At 52.9% G+C, this 14,630-nt stretch carries 13 protein-coding genes; 4 read left to right on the top strand and 9 right to left on the bottom strand.

Features of this window, described 5'->3' with window-relative positions:
• Positions 1-28: 28 nt before the first annotated feature.
• The 4 genes from asr to rstA all read right to left on the bottom strand — a co-directional run bounded on the left by asr (position 29) and on the right by rstA (position 4,224).
• On the bottom strand, positions 29-526 hold the full coding sequence (gene asr, locus A6A26_RS16405) for an acid resistance repetitive basic protein Asr (RefSeq protein ID WP_013025879.1): 498 nt from the start codon (positions 524-526) through the stop codon (positions 29-31).
• 168 nt (positions 527-694) lie between these two features.
• Entirely contained in the window at positions 695-2,182 is a 1,488-nt protein-coding gene (locus tag A6A26_RS16400) for a carboxypeptidase M32 (protein ID WP_063879721.1), read from the bottom strand.
• An 18-nt stretch (positions 2,183-2,200) separates the two neighbouring features.
• Positions 2,201-3,502 carry a two-component system sensor histidine kinase RstB gene (rstB, locus tag A6A26_RS16395; RefSeq protein ID WP_063879720.1) on the bottom strand — a complete coding sequence of 434 codons (1,302 nt, stop codon included), beginning with the start codon at positions 3,500-3,502 and terminating at the stop codon, positions 2,201-2,203.
• Positions 3,499-4,224: a two-component system response regulator RstA gene (gene rstA / locus A6A26_RS16390; protein ID WP_063879719.1), complete on the bottom strand. Its 726-nt coding sequence runs from the start codon at positions 4,222-4,224 to the stop codon at positions 3,499-3,501. Before rstA ends, rstB begins: the two co-directional genes overlap by 4 nt.
• A 174-nt stretch (positions 4,225-4,398) precedes the next feature.
• Between rstA and A6A26_RS16385 the strand changes: the two genes are divergently transcribed.
• Positions 4,399-4,809 carry a hypothetical protein gene (locus A6A26_RS16385; protein ID WP_063879718.1) on the top strand — a complete coding sequence of 137 codons (411 nt, stop codon included), beginning with the start codon at positions 4,399-4,401 and terminating at the stop codon, positions 4,807-4,809.
• On the opposite strand, the gene A6A26_RS16380 is transcribed toward A6A26_RS16385, so the two are convergent.
• Complete coding sequence (locus tag A6A26_RS16380; protein ID WP_063879717.1) at positions 4,806-6,194, bottom strand: basic amino acid/polyamine antiporter; 1,389 nt, start codon at positions 6,192-6,194, stop codon at positions 4,806-4,808. The two genes, A6A26_RS16385 and A6A26_RS16380, sit on opposite strands and share 4 nt — an antisense overlap.
• 210 nt (positions 6,195-6,404) lie before the next feature.
• On the bottom strand, positions 6,405-7,358 hold the full coding sequence (gene ydgH / locus A6A26_RS16375; protein ID WP_063879716.1) for a DUF1471 family protein YdgH: 954 nt from the start codon (positions 7,356-7,358) through the stop codon (positions 6,405-6,407).
• Positions 7,359-7,892: 534 nt separating this feature from the next.
• Between ydgH and pntA the strand changes: the two genes are divergently transcribed.
• Positions 7,893-9,425: a Re/Si-specific NAD(P)(+) transhydrogenase subunit alpha gene (gene pntA / locus A6A26_RS16370; protein WP_063879715.1), complete on the top strand. Its 1,533-nt coding sequence runs from the start codon at positions 7,893-7,895 to the stop codon at positions 9,423-9,425.
• A 3-nt stretch (positions 9,426-9,428) separates the two neighbouring features.
• Positions 9,429-10,817, top strand: coding sequence for a Re/Si-specific NAD(P)(+) transhydrogenase subunit beta (pntB, locus tag A6A26_RS16365; RefSeq protein WP_063879714.1), 1,389 nt, complete (start codon positions 9,429-9,431; stop codon positions 10,815-10,817).
• 46 nt (positions 10,818-10,863) lie between these two features.
• Here the strand turns inward: pntB and uspE are convergent, their stop codons facing one another.
• Both uspE and A6A26_RS16355 read right to left on the bottom strand, forming a co-directional pair.
• Positions 10,864-11,817, bottom strand: a complete 954-nt coding sequence (gene uspE, locus A6A26_RS16360; protein ID WP_063879713.1) for a universal stress protein UspE — start codon at positions 11,815-11,817, stop codon at positions 10,864-10,866.
• A gap of 119 nt (positions 11,818-11,936) precedes the next feature.
• Positions 11,937-12,677 (bottom strand): FNR family transcription factor, encoded by a 741-nt coding sequence (locus tag A6A26_RS16355; RefSeq protein ID WP_013025869.1) that lies wholly within the window; start codon positions 12,675-12,677, stop codon positions 11,937-11,939.
• Between the two features lie 318 nt (positions 12,678-12,995).
• Here A6A26_RS16355 and smrA point away from each other — a divergent pair, with 318 nt between their 5' ends.
• The gene (gene smrA, locus A6A26_RS16350) at positions 12,996-13,562 is read left to right on the top strand and encodes a DNA endonuclease SmrA (protein ID WP_063879712.1); all 567 of its coding nucleotides are present in this window, start codon (positions 12,996-12,998) and stop codon (positions 13,560-13,562) included.
• On the opposite strand, the gene A6A26_RS16345 is transcribed toward smrA, so the two are convergent.
• Entirely contained in the window at positions 13,559-14,479 is a 921-nt protein-coding gene (locus tag A6A26_RS16345; RefSeq protein ID WP_063879711.1) for a LysR substrate-binding domain-containing protein, read from the bottom strand. The genes smrA and A6A26_RS16345 overlap by 4 nt on opposite strands.
• Between the last annotated feature and the right edge of the window lie 151 nt (positions 14,480-14,630).

Genomic DNA, 14,630 nt, shown 5'->3' with positions numbered 1-14,630 from the left:
CGCTTACTCGGAACCCGAAGGGGTAGCCTTATTTTTTAGCGGCTTTTTTGTGGTGTTTTTTAGCAGCCTGGGCTTTCTGAGCTGGTTTAGCTTTGTGGTGTTTTTTAGCGGCCTGAGCTTTCTGGGCTGCTTTAGCTTTGTGGTGTTTTTTAGCAGCCTGAGCTTTCTGGGCTGGTTTAGCTTTGTGGTGCTTTTTAGCAGCCTGGGCTTTCTGAGCTGGTTTAGCTTTATGGTGTTTTTTAGCAGCCTGCGCTTTCTGAGCGGTATCTTTCTTAGCTACTTTCTTTTTAGCAGCCTGAGCTTTCTGCGCGGTGTCTTTCTTAACGGCTTTCTTCTTAGCAGCCTGTGCTTTCTGTGCAGCTTTGTGATGCTTCTTGTGAGCAGCAGCTTTGTGTTCAGTTTTAGCAGGTGCAGCGGTAGTAGTAGTGGTTGCAGCAGCTGCTGGAGCAGCAGTTGTCTCGGCAGCGAAAGCAACTGAAGACAGACCCATAGCAGCGGCGATTACCAGTGCAAATAATTTTTTCATTGCAAAACCCTCGGACTATTTTTTCATGTGTAGCCCACTGCGGGGCCGGTGAAATGACTATATGAGAAAATAAGCAGCGCGTCCGTGGGTCATTGGTATCGCCGTGTAACCGATTGTACAACATGGGGAAGGGGACAGAGAAAGGCGACCCTCAGGTCGCCTGCTACCTTAACTGTTCAGGTAACGCTGCTCAAGATGTTTGCGGAAATAGTGCGGATTAAGCGCTTCGCCCGTGGCGTTAAGCATCAACTGCTCGGTAGAGAACCGGCTACCGTGTTGCCAGATATTCTGTTGCAGCCAGTTAAAGATGGGCTGTAACTCGCCATGTTGAATCAGCTCGGCCGACTGCGGAATGGCTTTTTGCAAGGCCTGAAACAGCTGTGCGGCGTACATCGCGCCTAACGTGTAGGTCGGGAAATAGCCAAATGCACCGTCAGTCCAGTGAATATCCTGCATACAGCCATTGCGATAGTTTCCACGCGTATCAATACCAAGGGACTGTTGCATCTTCTCATCCCACAGGGCGGGAATATCCTCAACCTCAATATCGCCTTCGATCAAAGCACGTTCGATTTCATAACGCAGAATAACGTGCGCGGGGTAGCTGAGTTCGTCAGCATCAACGCGTATTAAACCGGGTTTAACCTGCTGAGTCAGGCGCACGAAGTTATCGGCCTGCAGTGCCGGCTGGTCACCCATTTTGCTGATAACCTGCGGCAGGATGCGCTGCAGGAACTGGCTGCTGCGGCCCAGCTGCATTTCCATAAACAGGCTCTGCGACTCGTGGATCGCCGTGGATCGCGCCAGCGCGACCGGCTGGCCACGCCACTGTTTTGGCAGGTTTTGCTCGTAACGGGCATGACCTGTTTCATGAATCACACCCATCATCGCGCTCAGGAACTCATCCTGATTGTAACGCGTAGTAATGCGCACATCTTCCGGTACACCGCCGCAGAACGGATGTGCGCTGATATCGAGCCGACCATGGTTAAAATCGAATCCCAGCTCCGCCATAATGCTAAGCCCCAGCTCGCGCTGCGCATCAATAGCGAACGGTCCCTGAGGTTTTACCACCGGCTGCTGCGCCTGTTTTTCTACGACCTGTTGTAACAGCTGGGGCAACCAGGTTTTTAACTGCCCAAAGGTTTCATCCAGCCGGGCGCTGGTCATCCCCGGCTCAAAAACGTCAAGCAGGGCATCATAACGGGAACAGCCATTGGCCTGCGCGCGTAGCTGCGCTTCTTCACGGCTTAAGCGCACCACCTCTTTTAAATTCGGGGCAAAACCCTGCCAGTCATTCGCCGGACGCTGGCTGCGCCAGGCATGCTCGCAACGGGAACCCGCGATGGATTTCGCCTCGACCAGTTCAGCGGGCAGCAAGGTGGCCTGCGTCCAGGCGCGACGCATCTCAAACAGGTTGGCGCGCTCTACATCATTCAGCGGTTGCTGCTCGGCCTGTTCCAGCCACTCGCCCAGACGTTTGTCCGTCAGAATCTGGTGTTGCAAAACACTCATCTCTGCCAGCGCTTCGCCACGTGCGGCGCTGCCACCGGCGGGCATCATGGTTTGCATATCCCATCCGGCGATGGCGCTGACGTGACTGAAGCGCGACAGGCGCTGAAAAGTGGCACAAAGTTGTTGATAAGCTGAAGTCACACAAAGCTCCTGAATGCGTTAATGTCGTGGGAGTTCCCGAAAGGGAAGATCCAGTGGCCAGCAGAGACGGACGCTGGCCCCGCCAAGCGGGCTGGTTTCAATGGAAACCCTGCCGCTGAGCGCGTGGGCGATAGAGTGAACGATGGCAAGGCCAAGTCCACAGCCGCCGGTTGCGCGATCACGGCTCGGGTCGAGCCGTACAAAAGGTTCGAATACGCGTTCACGTTCGTCAAGGGGAATGCCTGGGCCGTCATCCTCAACCTGCAGATTTCCCTGGGCACCATCAAACCACAGGCTGACCCGTAACCGCTGACTGGCATAGCGCAGGGCGTTATTCACCAGATTATCCAGCACACGCTCCATGAGCCGGGTGTCCGAGATGCCGTAGTTTTCACGCTGGGGCAAATCCAGGTCAATTTGCGTCTCCGGGTTGATTGCCCGGAAGTCTTCCATGCGTTCACGTAACCAGTTCGCCAGATCCAGCGATTGCAAATTAAGATCGACGCGCGGCCGGTCAAGGCGAGCATAGGTCAGCAGCTCTTCAATCAGGCTCTCTAACTGACTGACGTCGCGGTTTAATGCCGCCGACTCCGCTTCCGTCAGGTTATCGCTCATCTCCAGGCGATAACGCAGGCGCACCAGCGGGGTACGTAATTCGTGGGCGATACCGTCAATCAGCTGCTTTTTACTGGCGACCAGTGTATTGATGTTCTCTGCCATTTGGTTAAACGCCACCCCAACCCTGAACAGGCTGGAGGTGCTGTCAAAGTGGGTTCGGACATCCAACTGCCCCTGGCCGAAACGCTGGGCGGCGTGTTCCAGTCGTAGCATCTCTTTCCAGTGCGGGCGCAGCCAGATAAAGACCGGCAGCCCCAGCGACATGCCGATAAACACCACCAGCGCCATATCCAGCAGTCGCATCTGATGCAGGTAGAAGAGATAAGGGATTGGCCCCACGGTCAGAACGTAGTGACTGCGCGGAATGTGCTGCAGGAAGGTGTACTTATCATCCAGTGCGACGATTTCGCCTGCGCGCAGCCGACGAAGTTCGTTTTCATCCAGTTCAAATTTACTCATTGGCTCGATATGCAGCTCAAACGACAAGCCGAGATCCAGACTTTTAATGGTCTTGTTCCAGTCGCGCGGGGGGATTTCACGCAGCTCACTGCGAATCAGATAGAGCGAACTGGCCATTAAGTCGTTCATCGACTGGCGACCGGCGCGCTCGGCGGTAAATTTGTATACCAGCCCGACCATCAGCGACATCACCAGGAAACAGACAAACAGCAGCAGGTAGAACTGAATAAAAAGTTTTTTCATACCGAACGCGTGTCCCAGGCCTGCGGCGCAAACAGATAGCCTTTGTTACGGATAGTTTTAATACGAAAGGGTTCAGTGGCGCTGTCGTGTAGCTTTTTACGCAGGCGCGAAATCGCCACGTCAATACTGCGATCCATCCCGTCATAGCTGACGCCGCGCAGGGTTTTCAGCAGGGCGTCACGATTCAGAATTTGCCCGGCATGACTTGCCAGTACCCAAAGCAAATCGAAATCCGCCGTAGAGAGGGCAATGTTTTCATCAAACAGCACGACCTGGCGATTGAGCGCATCAATCGTCAGTGAACCAAAGCGCAACATGCGGTTGTTTTTCGCCGGCGCAGGGGCTTCTTCACTCTGTCCCTGTTGGGACTGCCGCAGATGCAGCCGCAGCCGAGCCAGCAACACCGCTGGGGGAGCCGTTTTGAGGATATAATCCTGCGCGCCCATCTCCAGCGCCAGAATATGGTTCATGTCGCTGTCGAGAGAGGTCAGCAGCACAATCGGCCCCTGCCATTCTGCGCGCAAATCACGACAGATGGACATGCCATCCTTACCGGGCAGCATAATATCCAGCATGACCAGGTCGGGTTGCTGTTCGGCAATGGTCGCTTCCGCCCGATCGCCGCGCGTCTCCACAATCACTTCAATATCATGCCGTCCAAGATAAGCGGCAATCAACGAACCGACTTCGGGTTCATCTTCTACGTAAACGATTTTGTGCATGATTCTTTCTAACGTAAAAAGGAGGAGTAAAGCATAACTTTTCCTGGCGCAGAGCTCTATGCAATCACACGAAATATCCTTGAGTAACTAGGATATATTCCGCAAAATATGCAATCATTAACCCTGCGTTTAACGTGAGTTCCGGATTCATTGTGATCACCTTGAGGAGCCAAAGTGTTTGATAAAGAGCTGGCATCAGCGGTATACCGCGATCGCATCTGCTTTAATTACAGTGATTTCCTGTCGGCATCCTGTAAAAAACGATGGAGCTTTGTGGATGCGATCTACGGCGTACTGCCTATATTCGGCATGGTGACACGCAAATCTGCGCACAGCTTGCAGGCGAGTGAAGATCAGCTTAAAGAATTAGCATTACAAATCATTTCAACCCAGGTCAGCGATGAAATTAACATCGCCCGTCTGATCACGCTCGCTGAGCAGCAACAGATTTGCCGCTTCGATATCCAACTGCCGTATCCGTTGTCGGATAAACAGCTGGAGGCGATTCATGAAGAATACCGCAAGCCTGTTGCGCTGACACAGCAGGATGACCTGCTGTGTGTGGTTCTGGGGCAGTCTCACTAAGCCAGCAATTCCCACATCGCAGGAAGGGTTGCCGCTACGATTAGCATCATGGCAACCCGTTCTACCGGCTTCAACGCCACCTCATGTCCGCCACGTCGCGCAAAAATAAACAGTAAAATACCTGGAGCATACAGCACCACCGACATAAACAGATGCAGTGGGCCTGATGCATACAACAGCCAGATACCATACAGGCTGGCACCGACACCCACGGCCAGTGCCCAGGGCTTTTGCTGTCCTTTAACGACCTTAATCAAATACAGGCCGACCAGCAAATAGGGCACCAGAATCATTTCAGACGCAATGGTTAACAGGGTGTTGTAATCCGCACCGGTCAGGGCGATAAGGATCAGGCAAACCTGAATGCTGCCGTTGGTCAGCCACAATGAGGCGGCAGGCGCGTTACGTGCGTTCTGGCGGGCAATGCTGCGTGGAAACGCACCTTGCTGTGCCGCGATCAGGGGCACTTCAGCCGCCATAATGGTCCAGCTCAGATAGGCACCACAAACAGAAATAATCAGGCCCACCACGATAATGGCGTTGCCCCAGCTCCCCGTCAGCCGCGTCATTAAGCCTGCCATGGAGGGATTGCGCATTTCCGCCAGCTCAGCGCGGGGAACCACACCCAGTGACAGCAGGGTAACCAGTAAATAGACCAGCAGGGCAGCCAGCACGGCCAGCAGCGTGGCGCGTCCGACATCTTTTTTATGACGGGCGCGTGATGACACAACCACCGCACCTTCAACGCCGATAAATACCCACAGGGTAATCAGCATTGTCTGTTTAACCTGTTCCCACAACTGTACGCCCAGACTGAGCCCGGAAAAATCAAACCGGAAGCGGTCATAATTAAAGGCGATCACGGCCAGCACAATAAACAGCAGCAACGGGACCAGTTTGCCCAGGGTCGCCAGCAGATTAATGCTGGCTGCGGTTTGCACGCCGCGCAGCACCAGCCAGTGCACCAGCCACAGCAATACCGATGCGCCCAGCATGGCCTGCCAGGTATTACCATTGCCAAAGAGGATTCTGTCAGGCGTGTCGGTGAAGAAACTCAGCGCAGAAAAAACAATGACTAAATACGAAACGTTAGCGATAACCGCGCACAGCCAATAACCCCAGGCGGAACAAAAACCAGTGAGTTCGCCAAATCCGGCGCGGGCATAGGTAAAAATGCCACCGTCCAGTTCGGGCTTCAGCCGTGTCAGTAACAGCATGGCCAGCGACAGGAAAATAATGCCCGCGCCGGTGATCAGCCAGCCGATTAACAGGGCCGCCGGACCTGCAACTGCCGCCATGTTTTGCGGCAGGCTGAAAACACCGGCTCCCAGCATTGAGCTGAGTACCAGCGCTGTCAGGGCACTGAGGCCTAATTTTTTCTCCAAAACGTTCTTCCTGCTAGTATAAGTGGCTGGATAACCAGCATAAACACAACGTTATATCGTGATTGTGTTACGTATAACGCGTTTAATACTCTGAAAAACAGGCGGAGGATTTTACGGAGTGCGGTGCGGGATGGCAATGCGTGGTTATGCAAAATCGAGCAGGAATTATGCAAACAGACAGCAGGGCGGCGATCGCCGCCCTGGCGCGTGCTACTTAAACAGGTCAGCCGTTACGGTCAGGTTACCACCGCTCTGGTTCTGCCACTGACGCGTCACATGGTAAAATTTAGCCCCTTTCGCGCCTGCGCGCTTGGCGGTTTCCTGTGAGACTTCAGTCGGGGAACCGAAATGCCCACTGAAGGTCACGGTATCAAACGGCTGCATCTGCGCCGCGGTCACCGCATTCACTTCCTGAATTTCCTTGCCGTCCGGCAAAGTCACCGAATAACGCTTACCGGTTGAGCTTTGGGTCTCAAAGAAACGGCCCACGGCGTTGCTTGGGGTTTCGGATGAAGCCACGCCCGGAATTTCAACTTTCTTCGCTTCGGCTCCGCCTGCGGCCAGAGCCGCTTTACCTGCCTGAGAGTCGGCCGGGATGGTGTCCGGGCTCTGTACCACACGTTGTTTGGCATCGGCCTTATAGATGTAGGCCGTCACAAACTGATTGCCGCCAGTATTGGCATCAACCTGACGCACAATAAAGAAGGAGGCTGCGCCTTTTTCTTTCGCGGCTTTGGAAATGGCTTCATTTACCTCAGGCTGGCTTGGGAAAAAGCCGCTGACGGTAACGGTATCGAAAGGCTCCAGACGATAAGCTTCCGCCTTCGGCAGCTCTTTCAGGCCATTGAACATCCGATAGTCGGTTTCCTGGCTGGCTTTAGGGGCATTAGCCTTGTACAGATCGGCGGTCACACGCCAGTTACCGCTGTTACCGTTGCTGTCGTTAATGCCTTGAATGTAATAGGAATCTGCATTCATTTCATCAGCACGCTTTGATACAGCATCAGCCGCATCGCCAATTGCATTAAAACGACCGGTGATATTAATACGTTCGAATGGCTTCAACGCGGCCGCTTGTTCTGGCGTCAGCTCTTTAGCCGCAAACGCATTTGCTGCCAGCAGAGATAACAGGGTAGATGCCAGAATAGTGTTCTTCAGCTTCATAAAAATGATCCTTCGCCTTACGCAAAATGAGTACGAAAACGTGCTGGACTCTTGATGTATAACAGATTAGCCGCTGATTATTACATGTTATAAACACGCTGTCGCAGCCATTTTTTGCGATATCTCTCTTGTTGTGAACCAGATTATTTAATCACAGCGTCACGCGACGCTATTTTGCCTTACGCTTACGACAATAAGATGAATTGACCAGTAAATGTATCGATAAAGTGGTTAATACATTGTTAATTTTGGCTTTTTCCAAAAGGAATATCAGGGCGGAACAGGTGATATTTAGCAGATTATCTGCTGCGAGAGTCTTCGTGCAGTGCGGACAGGCGGAATTGCCGTGCTTCAACTGGATATTACGGCAAATGTGACAGATGTGGGTCTGTGTAGTAGATCGTCCGTAACAATTTCAGTAGGTTTAGATACGATTAGGTTATTGCATTTCATTCACAACGCCTGAAAGCGGGTGTCGTCACGGCATTGTGTACCACAAGGATCATCCTCCTTTAATCGATGAAAGGGAAAACTATGTTAATTGGAATACCCAAAGAGCGATTGGCTAACGAGTCGCGCGTGGCAGCCACGCCCAAGACCGTTGAACAGCTCATCAAGCTGGGTTTCAGCGTGACCATTGAACATGATGCAGGCAAGCGCGCCAGCTTTGATGATGACAGCTACAGGGCCGCTGGCGCTGCGGTGAGTGACAGCCAGCAGGTCTGGCAGGCCGATATCGTGCTAAAGGTCAATGCACCGGATGACGAAGAGATCGCGCTCACCCGCGAGGGCAGTACCCTGGTAAGCTTTATCTGGCCCGCCCAACATCCTGAGCTGCTTGAAAAGCTGGCTGCGCGTCATGTCACCGTCATGGCCATGGATGCGGTGCCGCGTATTTCTCGCGCCCAGTCGCTCGACGCGCTCAGTTCCATGGCAAATATTGCCGGTTATCGCGCCATCGTCGAGGCCGCTCATGAGTTTGGCCGCTTCTTTACCGGGCAAATCACGGCGGCGGGGAAAGTCCCACCGGCTAAAGTCATGGTGATTGGTGCAGGCGTTGCCGGCCTGGCGGCGATTGGTGCGGCAGGCAGCCTTGGTGCCATCGTGCGCGCCTTTGATACGCGCCCTGAAGTCAAAGAGCAGGTCCAGAGTATGGGGGCGGAATTTCTCGAACTGGATTTTGCAGAGGAGGCCGGCAGCGGCGATGGCTACGCCAAAGTAATGTCCGATGCCTTTATCAAAGCTGAAATGGCGCTGTTTGCTCAGCAGGCTCAAGAGGTGGATATCATCGTCACTACGGCGCTGATTCCAGGTAAGCCGGCGCCAACGCTGATTACCGAAGAGATGGTTGCCAGCATGAAGCCGGGCAGCGTTATTGTTGACCTTGCGGCGCAAACCGGCGGCAACTGCGCACTCACCGTTGCCGATCGGGTGACGGTCACAGAGAACGGCGTGAAAATTATTGGCTACACCGATTTACCCAGCCGTTTGCCGACCCAGTCCTCACAGCTTTACGGCACCAACCTCGTCAATTTGATGAAGCTGCTGTGTAAAGAGAAAAACGGTGAGATCGATATTGATTTCGATGACGTAGTTATTCGTTGCGTAACGGTCGTGCGTGAAGGCGATGTCACCTGGCCTGCACCACCAATTCAGGTGTCAGCCGCTCCGAAAGCCACCACCACCGCTGCACCTGTGCAGAAAAAGAGCGAGCCTGCGGCCGCATCACCACGGCGTAAGTATCTGCTGCTGGCCGTGTTTATCGTGCTGTTTGGCTGCCTGGCCAATGTGGCACCCAGTGAATTTCTCTCGCATTTTACGGTGTTCGCGCTCGCCTGCGTGGTGGGTTACTACGTGGTGTGGAACGTGAGCCATGCGTTGCATACACCGTTGATGTCAGTCACCAATGCCATTTCCGGCATTATCGTGGTGGGGGCCGTATTGCAAATGGGTCATGGCGGCTGGGTCAGTTTCCTTTCTTTTATTGCCGTATTGATCGCCAGTATCAATATCTTCGGTGGCTTCACCGTCACGCAGCGTATGCTGAAAATGTTTCGTAAGGGGTAACCGATGTCTGGCGGATTAGTGACTGCAGCATACATTGTTGCCGCAATACTTTTTATTATGAGCCTTGCGGGTCTTTCAAAACATGAAAGCTCAAGACAAGGGAATATCTTTGGCATCAGCGGCATGGCAATTGCCTTGTTCGCCTCCATCTTCGGCCCGGACAGCAGCAATGTCGTCTGGATTTTGCTGGCAATGATCATCGGCGGCGCCATCGGCATCCGGCTGGCAAAACGGGTTGAAATGACTGAAATGCCCGAACTGGTCGCAATACTGCACAGTTTCGTCGGCCTGGCCGCGGTACTGGTGGGGATTAACAGCTATATCGATCATGCGCCCGGTCTGCCTGCGGTGATGGAAAACATCCACCTCAGTGAAGTGTTTATCGGCATTTTTATTGGCGCGGTCACCTTTACCGGTTTCCTGGTCGCCTTCGGTAAGCTGTGTGGCAAACTGTCGTCGCGGCCGCTGATGCTGCCACACCGCCACAAGCTGAATCTGCTGGCGTTGGTGGTGTCGTTCCTGCTGTTGGTCTGGTTCGTTAACACTGACAGTCCCGGCGCGCAGGGATTTGCCCTGTTTGTCATGATGGTGATCGCACTGGCGTTTGGCTGGCATCTGGTCGCTTCCATCGGCGGGGCAGATATGCCGGTGGTGGTGTCCATGCTGAACTCCTATTCCGGGTGGGCGGCGGCGGCGGCTGGTTTTATGCTCAGCAACGATCTGTTGATCGTGACAGGCGCGCTGGTGGGGTCGTCGGGGGCGATTCTCTCTTACATTATGTGTAAGGCCATGAACCGGTCGTTTATTAGCGTGATTGCAGGCGGCTTCGGCAGCGACAGCAGCGCGGTAGCGGACAGTGAAGAGGCTGGAGAGCACCGTGAAATCAGCGCGGAAGACACGGCTGAAATGCTTAAAGCATCCAGTAGCGTCATTATTACGCCCGGCTACGGCATGGCGGTGGCGCAGGCGCAATATCCGGTGGCGGAGATCACGGAAAAGCTGCGTGCCCGTGGCATAAAAGTACGATTTGGTATTCATCCGGTCGCCGGGCGTTTACCCGGTCATATGAATGTGCTGCTGGCAGAGGCAAAAGTGCCTTATGACGTGGTACTGGAGATGGACGAAATCAATGATGATTTCAGCGACACGGATACGGTGCTGGTCATCGGGGCCAACGACACAGTCAATCCCGCCGCTCAGGACGATCCCGGTAGCCCGATTGCCGGTATGCCGGTGCTTGAAGTCTGGAAGGCGCAGAATGTGATTGTGTTTAAGCGCTCGATGAATACCGGTTACGCCGGCGTCCAGAATCCCCTGTTCTTTAAAGAAAACACCCATATGCTGTTTGGTGATGCCAAAGCCAGCGTGGAAAATATCCTGAAAGCGCTGTAATAAAAAAGGGCGACTCACAGGGTCGCCCTTTTTGCAGTAAGAAGGATCAGTCGTTCTCGTCTTCGTCATCCAGCGTAATCGGTGAAACAAAATCATCCGGTTTTATCGCCAGCAGGTCACAGCGCAGATGATCGATGACCTGTTCAGCCGTGTTACCCAGAAACGCCGCAGACAACCCGGTACGGCCGATAGTGCCCAGGACAACAATTCCCGCGTCCAGATGTAACGATAATTCGGGGATCACTTCTTCCGGTAAGCCTTTTTCAACATGCGTAAATTCTTCACTGATGGAGAATTTCTGCCGCAAGGCTTTCATCGCCACCAGGTGTTGACCGCGGATGGCGTCGTTGTACACGCTGGGATCAAAGTCGGGCAGCTCAATGGCGATATTGATAGGCGTAATGGGATAGGCGCCGACCAGGTGAACTTCGGTATGGTTAACGCTTTCTGCCAGTTTGACGGTTTCGCGGATTAATTTCTGATTCAGTGCATCATGGTGAGGTTCTTCACTGGCAAGGTTAACCGCCACCAGTGCTTTGCCGCCTTCGGGCCAGGGCTGATCTTTAACCATCCACACAGGGCAAGGGCACTTGCGTAACAAATGCCAGTCCGTGGGGGTAAAAATTACCGCCTCCAGCCGATCGTGTTGATGTGCCATCTTAAGCACTAAATCATGCTGGTGCGCCAACACTTCCTGGATAATGGCCTCATAAGGGCGATTGTGCCAGATCACTTTGATATCGATATCCACGCCAGCATCCAGATAGGCTTTGGCCTGTTCACGTATCCACTCTGAGCGCTGGCTAATCACGCCCTGACGCATGGAGGTACGCTCATCCGGTGAGAGCAGGGTGGTCATTTCATATGAGAAGTCGTAGATAGGCAGAAAAGCTTTGATTTTGCCGCCGATAAGCTGGTTGAGATATACCGCACGTCGCAGCGCGGGCTGGTCATCCTGTTGCGGATCGATGGCGACCAGAATATTTTGATACTGGGACATAGGCTACTCTCCTTAAACCAAAGCGACTGGATTAAAGATAGCCTATGTTAAGTGCACTAAGAAAGTGAAAAAGATGTAGCCGGATCAATAAAATAAGATTTATTAACCCGGCTTATCTGTCAGGCGGCCTGGTGACTTTGACCCGCCAGACCTTCCAGCATGGCGTGGTTCTCAATGGTGATATATTTGCCTTTCACGGCCAGCATGCCGGATTTCTGAAAGCGGCCCAGTAAACGGCTAATGGTTTCAACGGTTAAACCCAGATAGTTGCCGATATCGCCACGCGTCATGGTCAGACGGAACTCACGCTGGGAGAAACCACGCTGGCCGTAACGGCGGGATAAATTCCAGATAAAGGCCGCCAGGCGCTCCTCTGCGTTTTTCTTCGACAGCAACAGGATCATGTCCTGATCGCCTTTGATTTCGCCACTCATCAAACGCATCATCTGCTGACGCAGAGCAGGCATTTTGCCCGACAAATCATCCAGCGTATCAAAGGGGATTTCACAGACCATCGCCGTTTCCAACGCCTGGGCAAAGCTGGGATGGCTGGCATTCATAATGGCATCAAAGCCGACCAGATCGCCGGCGAGGTGGAAGCCGGTAATTTGCTCATCGCCCTGTTCGGTAATGGTATAACTTTTAATGGTGCCGGAACGAATAGCATAAAGCGATCGTAGGTCGTCACCTGCTTTGAACAGCGTATGGCCTTTTTGAATGGGTTTCTTTCGCTCAATAATATTATCAAGCTGGTCCAGCTCATGTTCGTTAAGTGTGAAAGGGATGCATAACTGGCTGATGCTGCAATCCTGGCAGTGAATCGCACAACCGCCTGACTGTATACGTTTTTCAGGGAACATAATGGTTTGCTCGACGATAATTGACTGTGGTCAATTTTACCATTTTTTGGTCGTAAAGGAACTCATCCGAGCAGTTTTTAGGCCTACAGAAAGTGTGGTTTGTTAACGGCGGCTAAAGGCTGTTCTGACGGGCTTTTTTGATGTCAAAGTGTAACCTCCGTAAATAAATGTTTACGCTTTTTTGATCTAAAACAGAATCCATCTTCACTGTCATGCCTGGCGAAAACGCTAAAAACGGGATTAGCGCAGACTTTCCCGATTTTGCTACTATTCGGGTTATATACAATTTTGCGTCATATCATTTAACAGGGGCGAGCCATGAACCTTGACGATGACAATCTGTTCCGTGACGCGATGAATGACGTTACGCCACTGAAGGATGCGGATAATACGCTGTGGAATAATCTCTCCGCCAGCAAGAAAACCCGCCAGCCGCCGCCAGAACAGGAAGATGAAAATTTTTTAACCCGCGGCTATCTGGACATTATCCCGCTGGATCAGCCGCTGGAATACAAAGCTGAAGGTATTCAGCAGGGTGTGCTAGATAAATTACGCAAAGGCCAGTATGCGCTGGACGCCAGCCTTAATTTACTGCGTCAACCCGTGGAAGCTTGTCGACAGAACCTGTTTACGTTTATTCGGGACGTGCGACAAGCAGGGTTTCGCAACCTGCTAATCATTCATGGTAAAGGGCGCGACAGCGAATCCCACGCCAATATTGTGCGCAGTTATCTTGATCGCTGGCTGCGCGAACTGGATGAGGTACAGACGTTTTGTGTGGCGCAAAAGCAGCATGGCGGGGCGGGCGCGCTTTACGTCGGATTGCGTAAGACGGAAAAAGCGCGCCAGGAAAACTGGGAGCGACATGCAAAACGCAGTCGCTAGCTGTGAAACTTACGAATGGTGCTCATAAGGACTTCAGCGCTCAGGCTTAAAGTATCGCCAGTGCGGGTGATAATACCGACCGGTTCGCCAGGCCCGGGAGAGGTAATCGGCAGCGAGAACAGGGCATTGTGGCTGAGATCTTCCTTAATGGCACCTGAAGGCACAAACCAGATGTAGTCATAGCGCAGCGCCAGCTGGCGTGCCAGCGAGGTTGAGGATGTCTCAACGCAGTGCGGCGGCAAACAACAGCCTTGTTCATCCAGCATCTGCTGCGCAAGACGGCGCGGTGCAGTTCCTTCGGGAGAGATGACCACCGGCCACTGCATCGCGCGCGACAACGTGACGTTGTCACTTAAAAGGGGATGTTCGGGCCTGACGACCAGCTTTAACGACTCCAGAAACAGAAGCTCATACGTTAAGCCGGTCATCATCTCTTTGTCGGCCATACGACCAATACCAATGTCAAATTCACCGGCTCTCAGCCCGGCCAGCAACACATTGTTATGTAACGTGGCCACCTGAATGGTGGTATTGGGGCGCAGCTGATGAAAGCGATCGAGAATCTGTGGCAGCATGCCCATGGCGGCCGTGGTCAGCGCGCCAAGGCGGATAATCACCGGACGCTCATTAATCTGTTCGTTAAAGCTCTGACCGGCATGGTTCAGTGCATCCAGCACTTTTACCGCATGGGTCAGAAACTGCTCCCCCATGGTGGTGAGCTGTGCGCCCAGTCGGCCTCGTTCAAACAGCCTGACGCCTGTCAGTTCCTCTAATTCGTTAAGGGTTTTAGAGAGTGCAGGCTGGCTGAGACTCAACGTCTCGGCTGCACGCCCCAGCGTTCCCTGCTGCGCAACGGCAACAAAGGCATGTAAATGACGCAAGCGAATGCGCTGATTGAAAAGGATATTTTTTTCCATTTCCCAAACTTAATGACATTGCCAGGTGACTGGCAACTATTTAAACCGGATTTTGTTAACTTTGCTGCAAATATTTATTAACAAAGTGTACTTTTTGACGGTAATCCCAGTAAGTTATTGATAATAAATACCTGCGCTACGATTCCTTTCG

It is taken from the genome of Pantoea sp. OXWO6B1, from assembly GCF_001641135.1.
GTDB classification, from domain to species: domain Bacteria; phylum Pseudomonadota; class Gammaproteobacteria; order Enterobacterales; family Enterobacteriaceae; genus Pantoea; species Pantoea allii.
This window is presented reverse-complemented; position numbering and strand designations above follow the sequence as displayed.

What these genes read in the sequence shown, in the direction of transcription:
- asr (WP_013025879.1), bottom strand. Translation starts at nt 526, where the DNA reads ATGAAAAAATTATTTGCACTGGTAATCGCCGCTGCTATGGGTCTGTCT.
- rstB (WP_063879720.1), bottom strand. Translation starts at nt 3,502, where the DNA reads ATGAAAAAACTTTTTATTCAGTTCTACCTGCTGCTGTTTGTCTGTTTC.
- rstA (WP_063879719.1), bottom strand. Translation starts at nt 4,224, where the DNA reads ATGCACAAAATCGTTTACGTAGAAGATGAACCCGAAGTCGGTTCGTTG.
- ydgH (WP_063879716.1), bottom strand. Translation starts at nt 7,358, where the DNA reads ATGAAGCTGAAGAACACTATTCTGGCATCTACCCTGTTATCTCTGCTG.
- pntA (WP_063879715.1), top strand. Translation starts at nt 7,893, where the DNA reads ATGTTAATTGGAATACCCAAAGAGCGATTGGCTAACGAGTCGCGCGTG.
- pntB (WP_063879714.1), top strand. Translation starts at nt 9,429, where the DNA reads ATGTCTGGCGGATTAGTGACTGCAGCATACATTGTTGCCGCAATACTT.
- uspE (WP_063879713.1), bottom strand. Translation starts at nt 11,817, where the DNA reads ATGTCCCAGTATCAAAATATTCTGGTCGCCATCGATCCGCAACAGGAT.
- A6A26_RS16355 (WP_013025869.1), bottom strand. Translation starts at nt 12,677, where the DNA reads ATGTTCCCTGAAAAACGTATACAGTCAGGCGGTTGTGCGATTCACTGC.
- smrA (WP_063879712.1), top strand. Translation starts at nt 12,996, where the DNA reads ATGAACCTTGACGATGACAATCTGTTCCGTGACGCGATGAATGACGTT.
- A6A26_RS16345 (WP_063879711.1), bottom strand. Translation starts at nt 14,479, where the DNA reads ATGGAAAAAAATATCCTTTTCAATCAGCGCATTCGCTTGCGTCATTTA.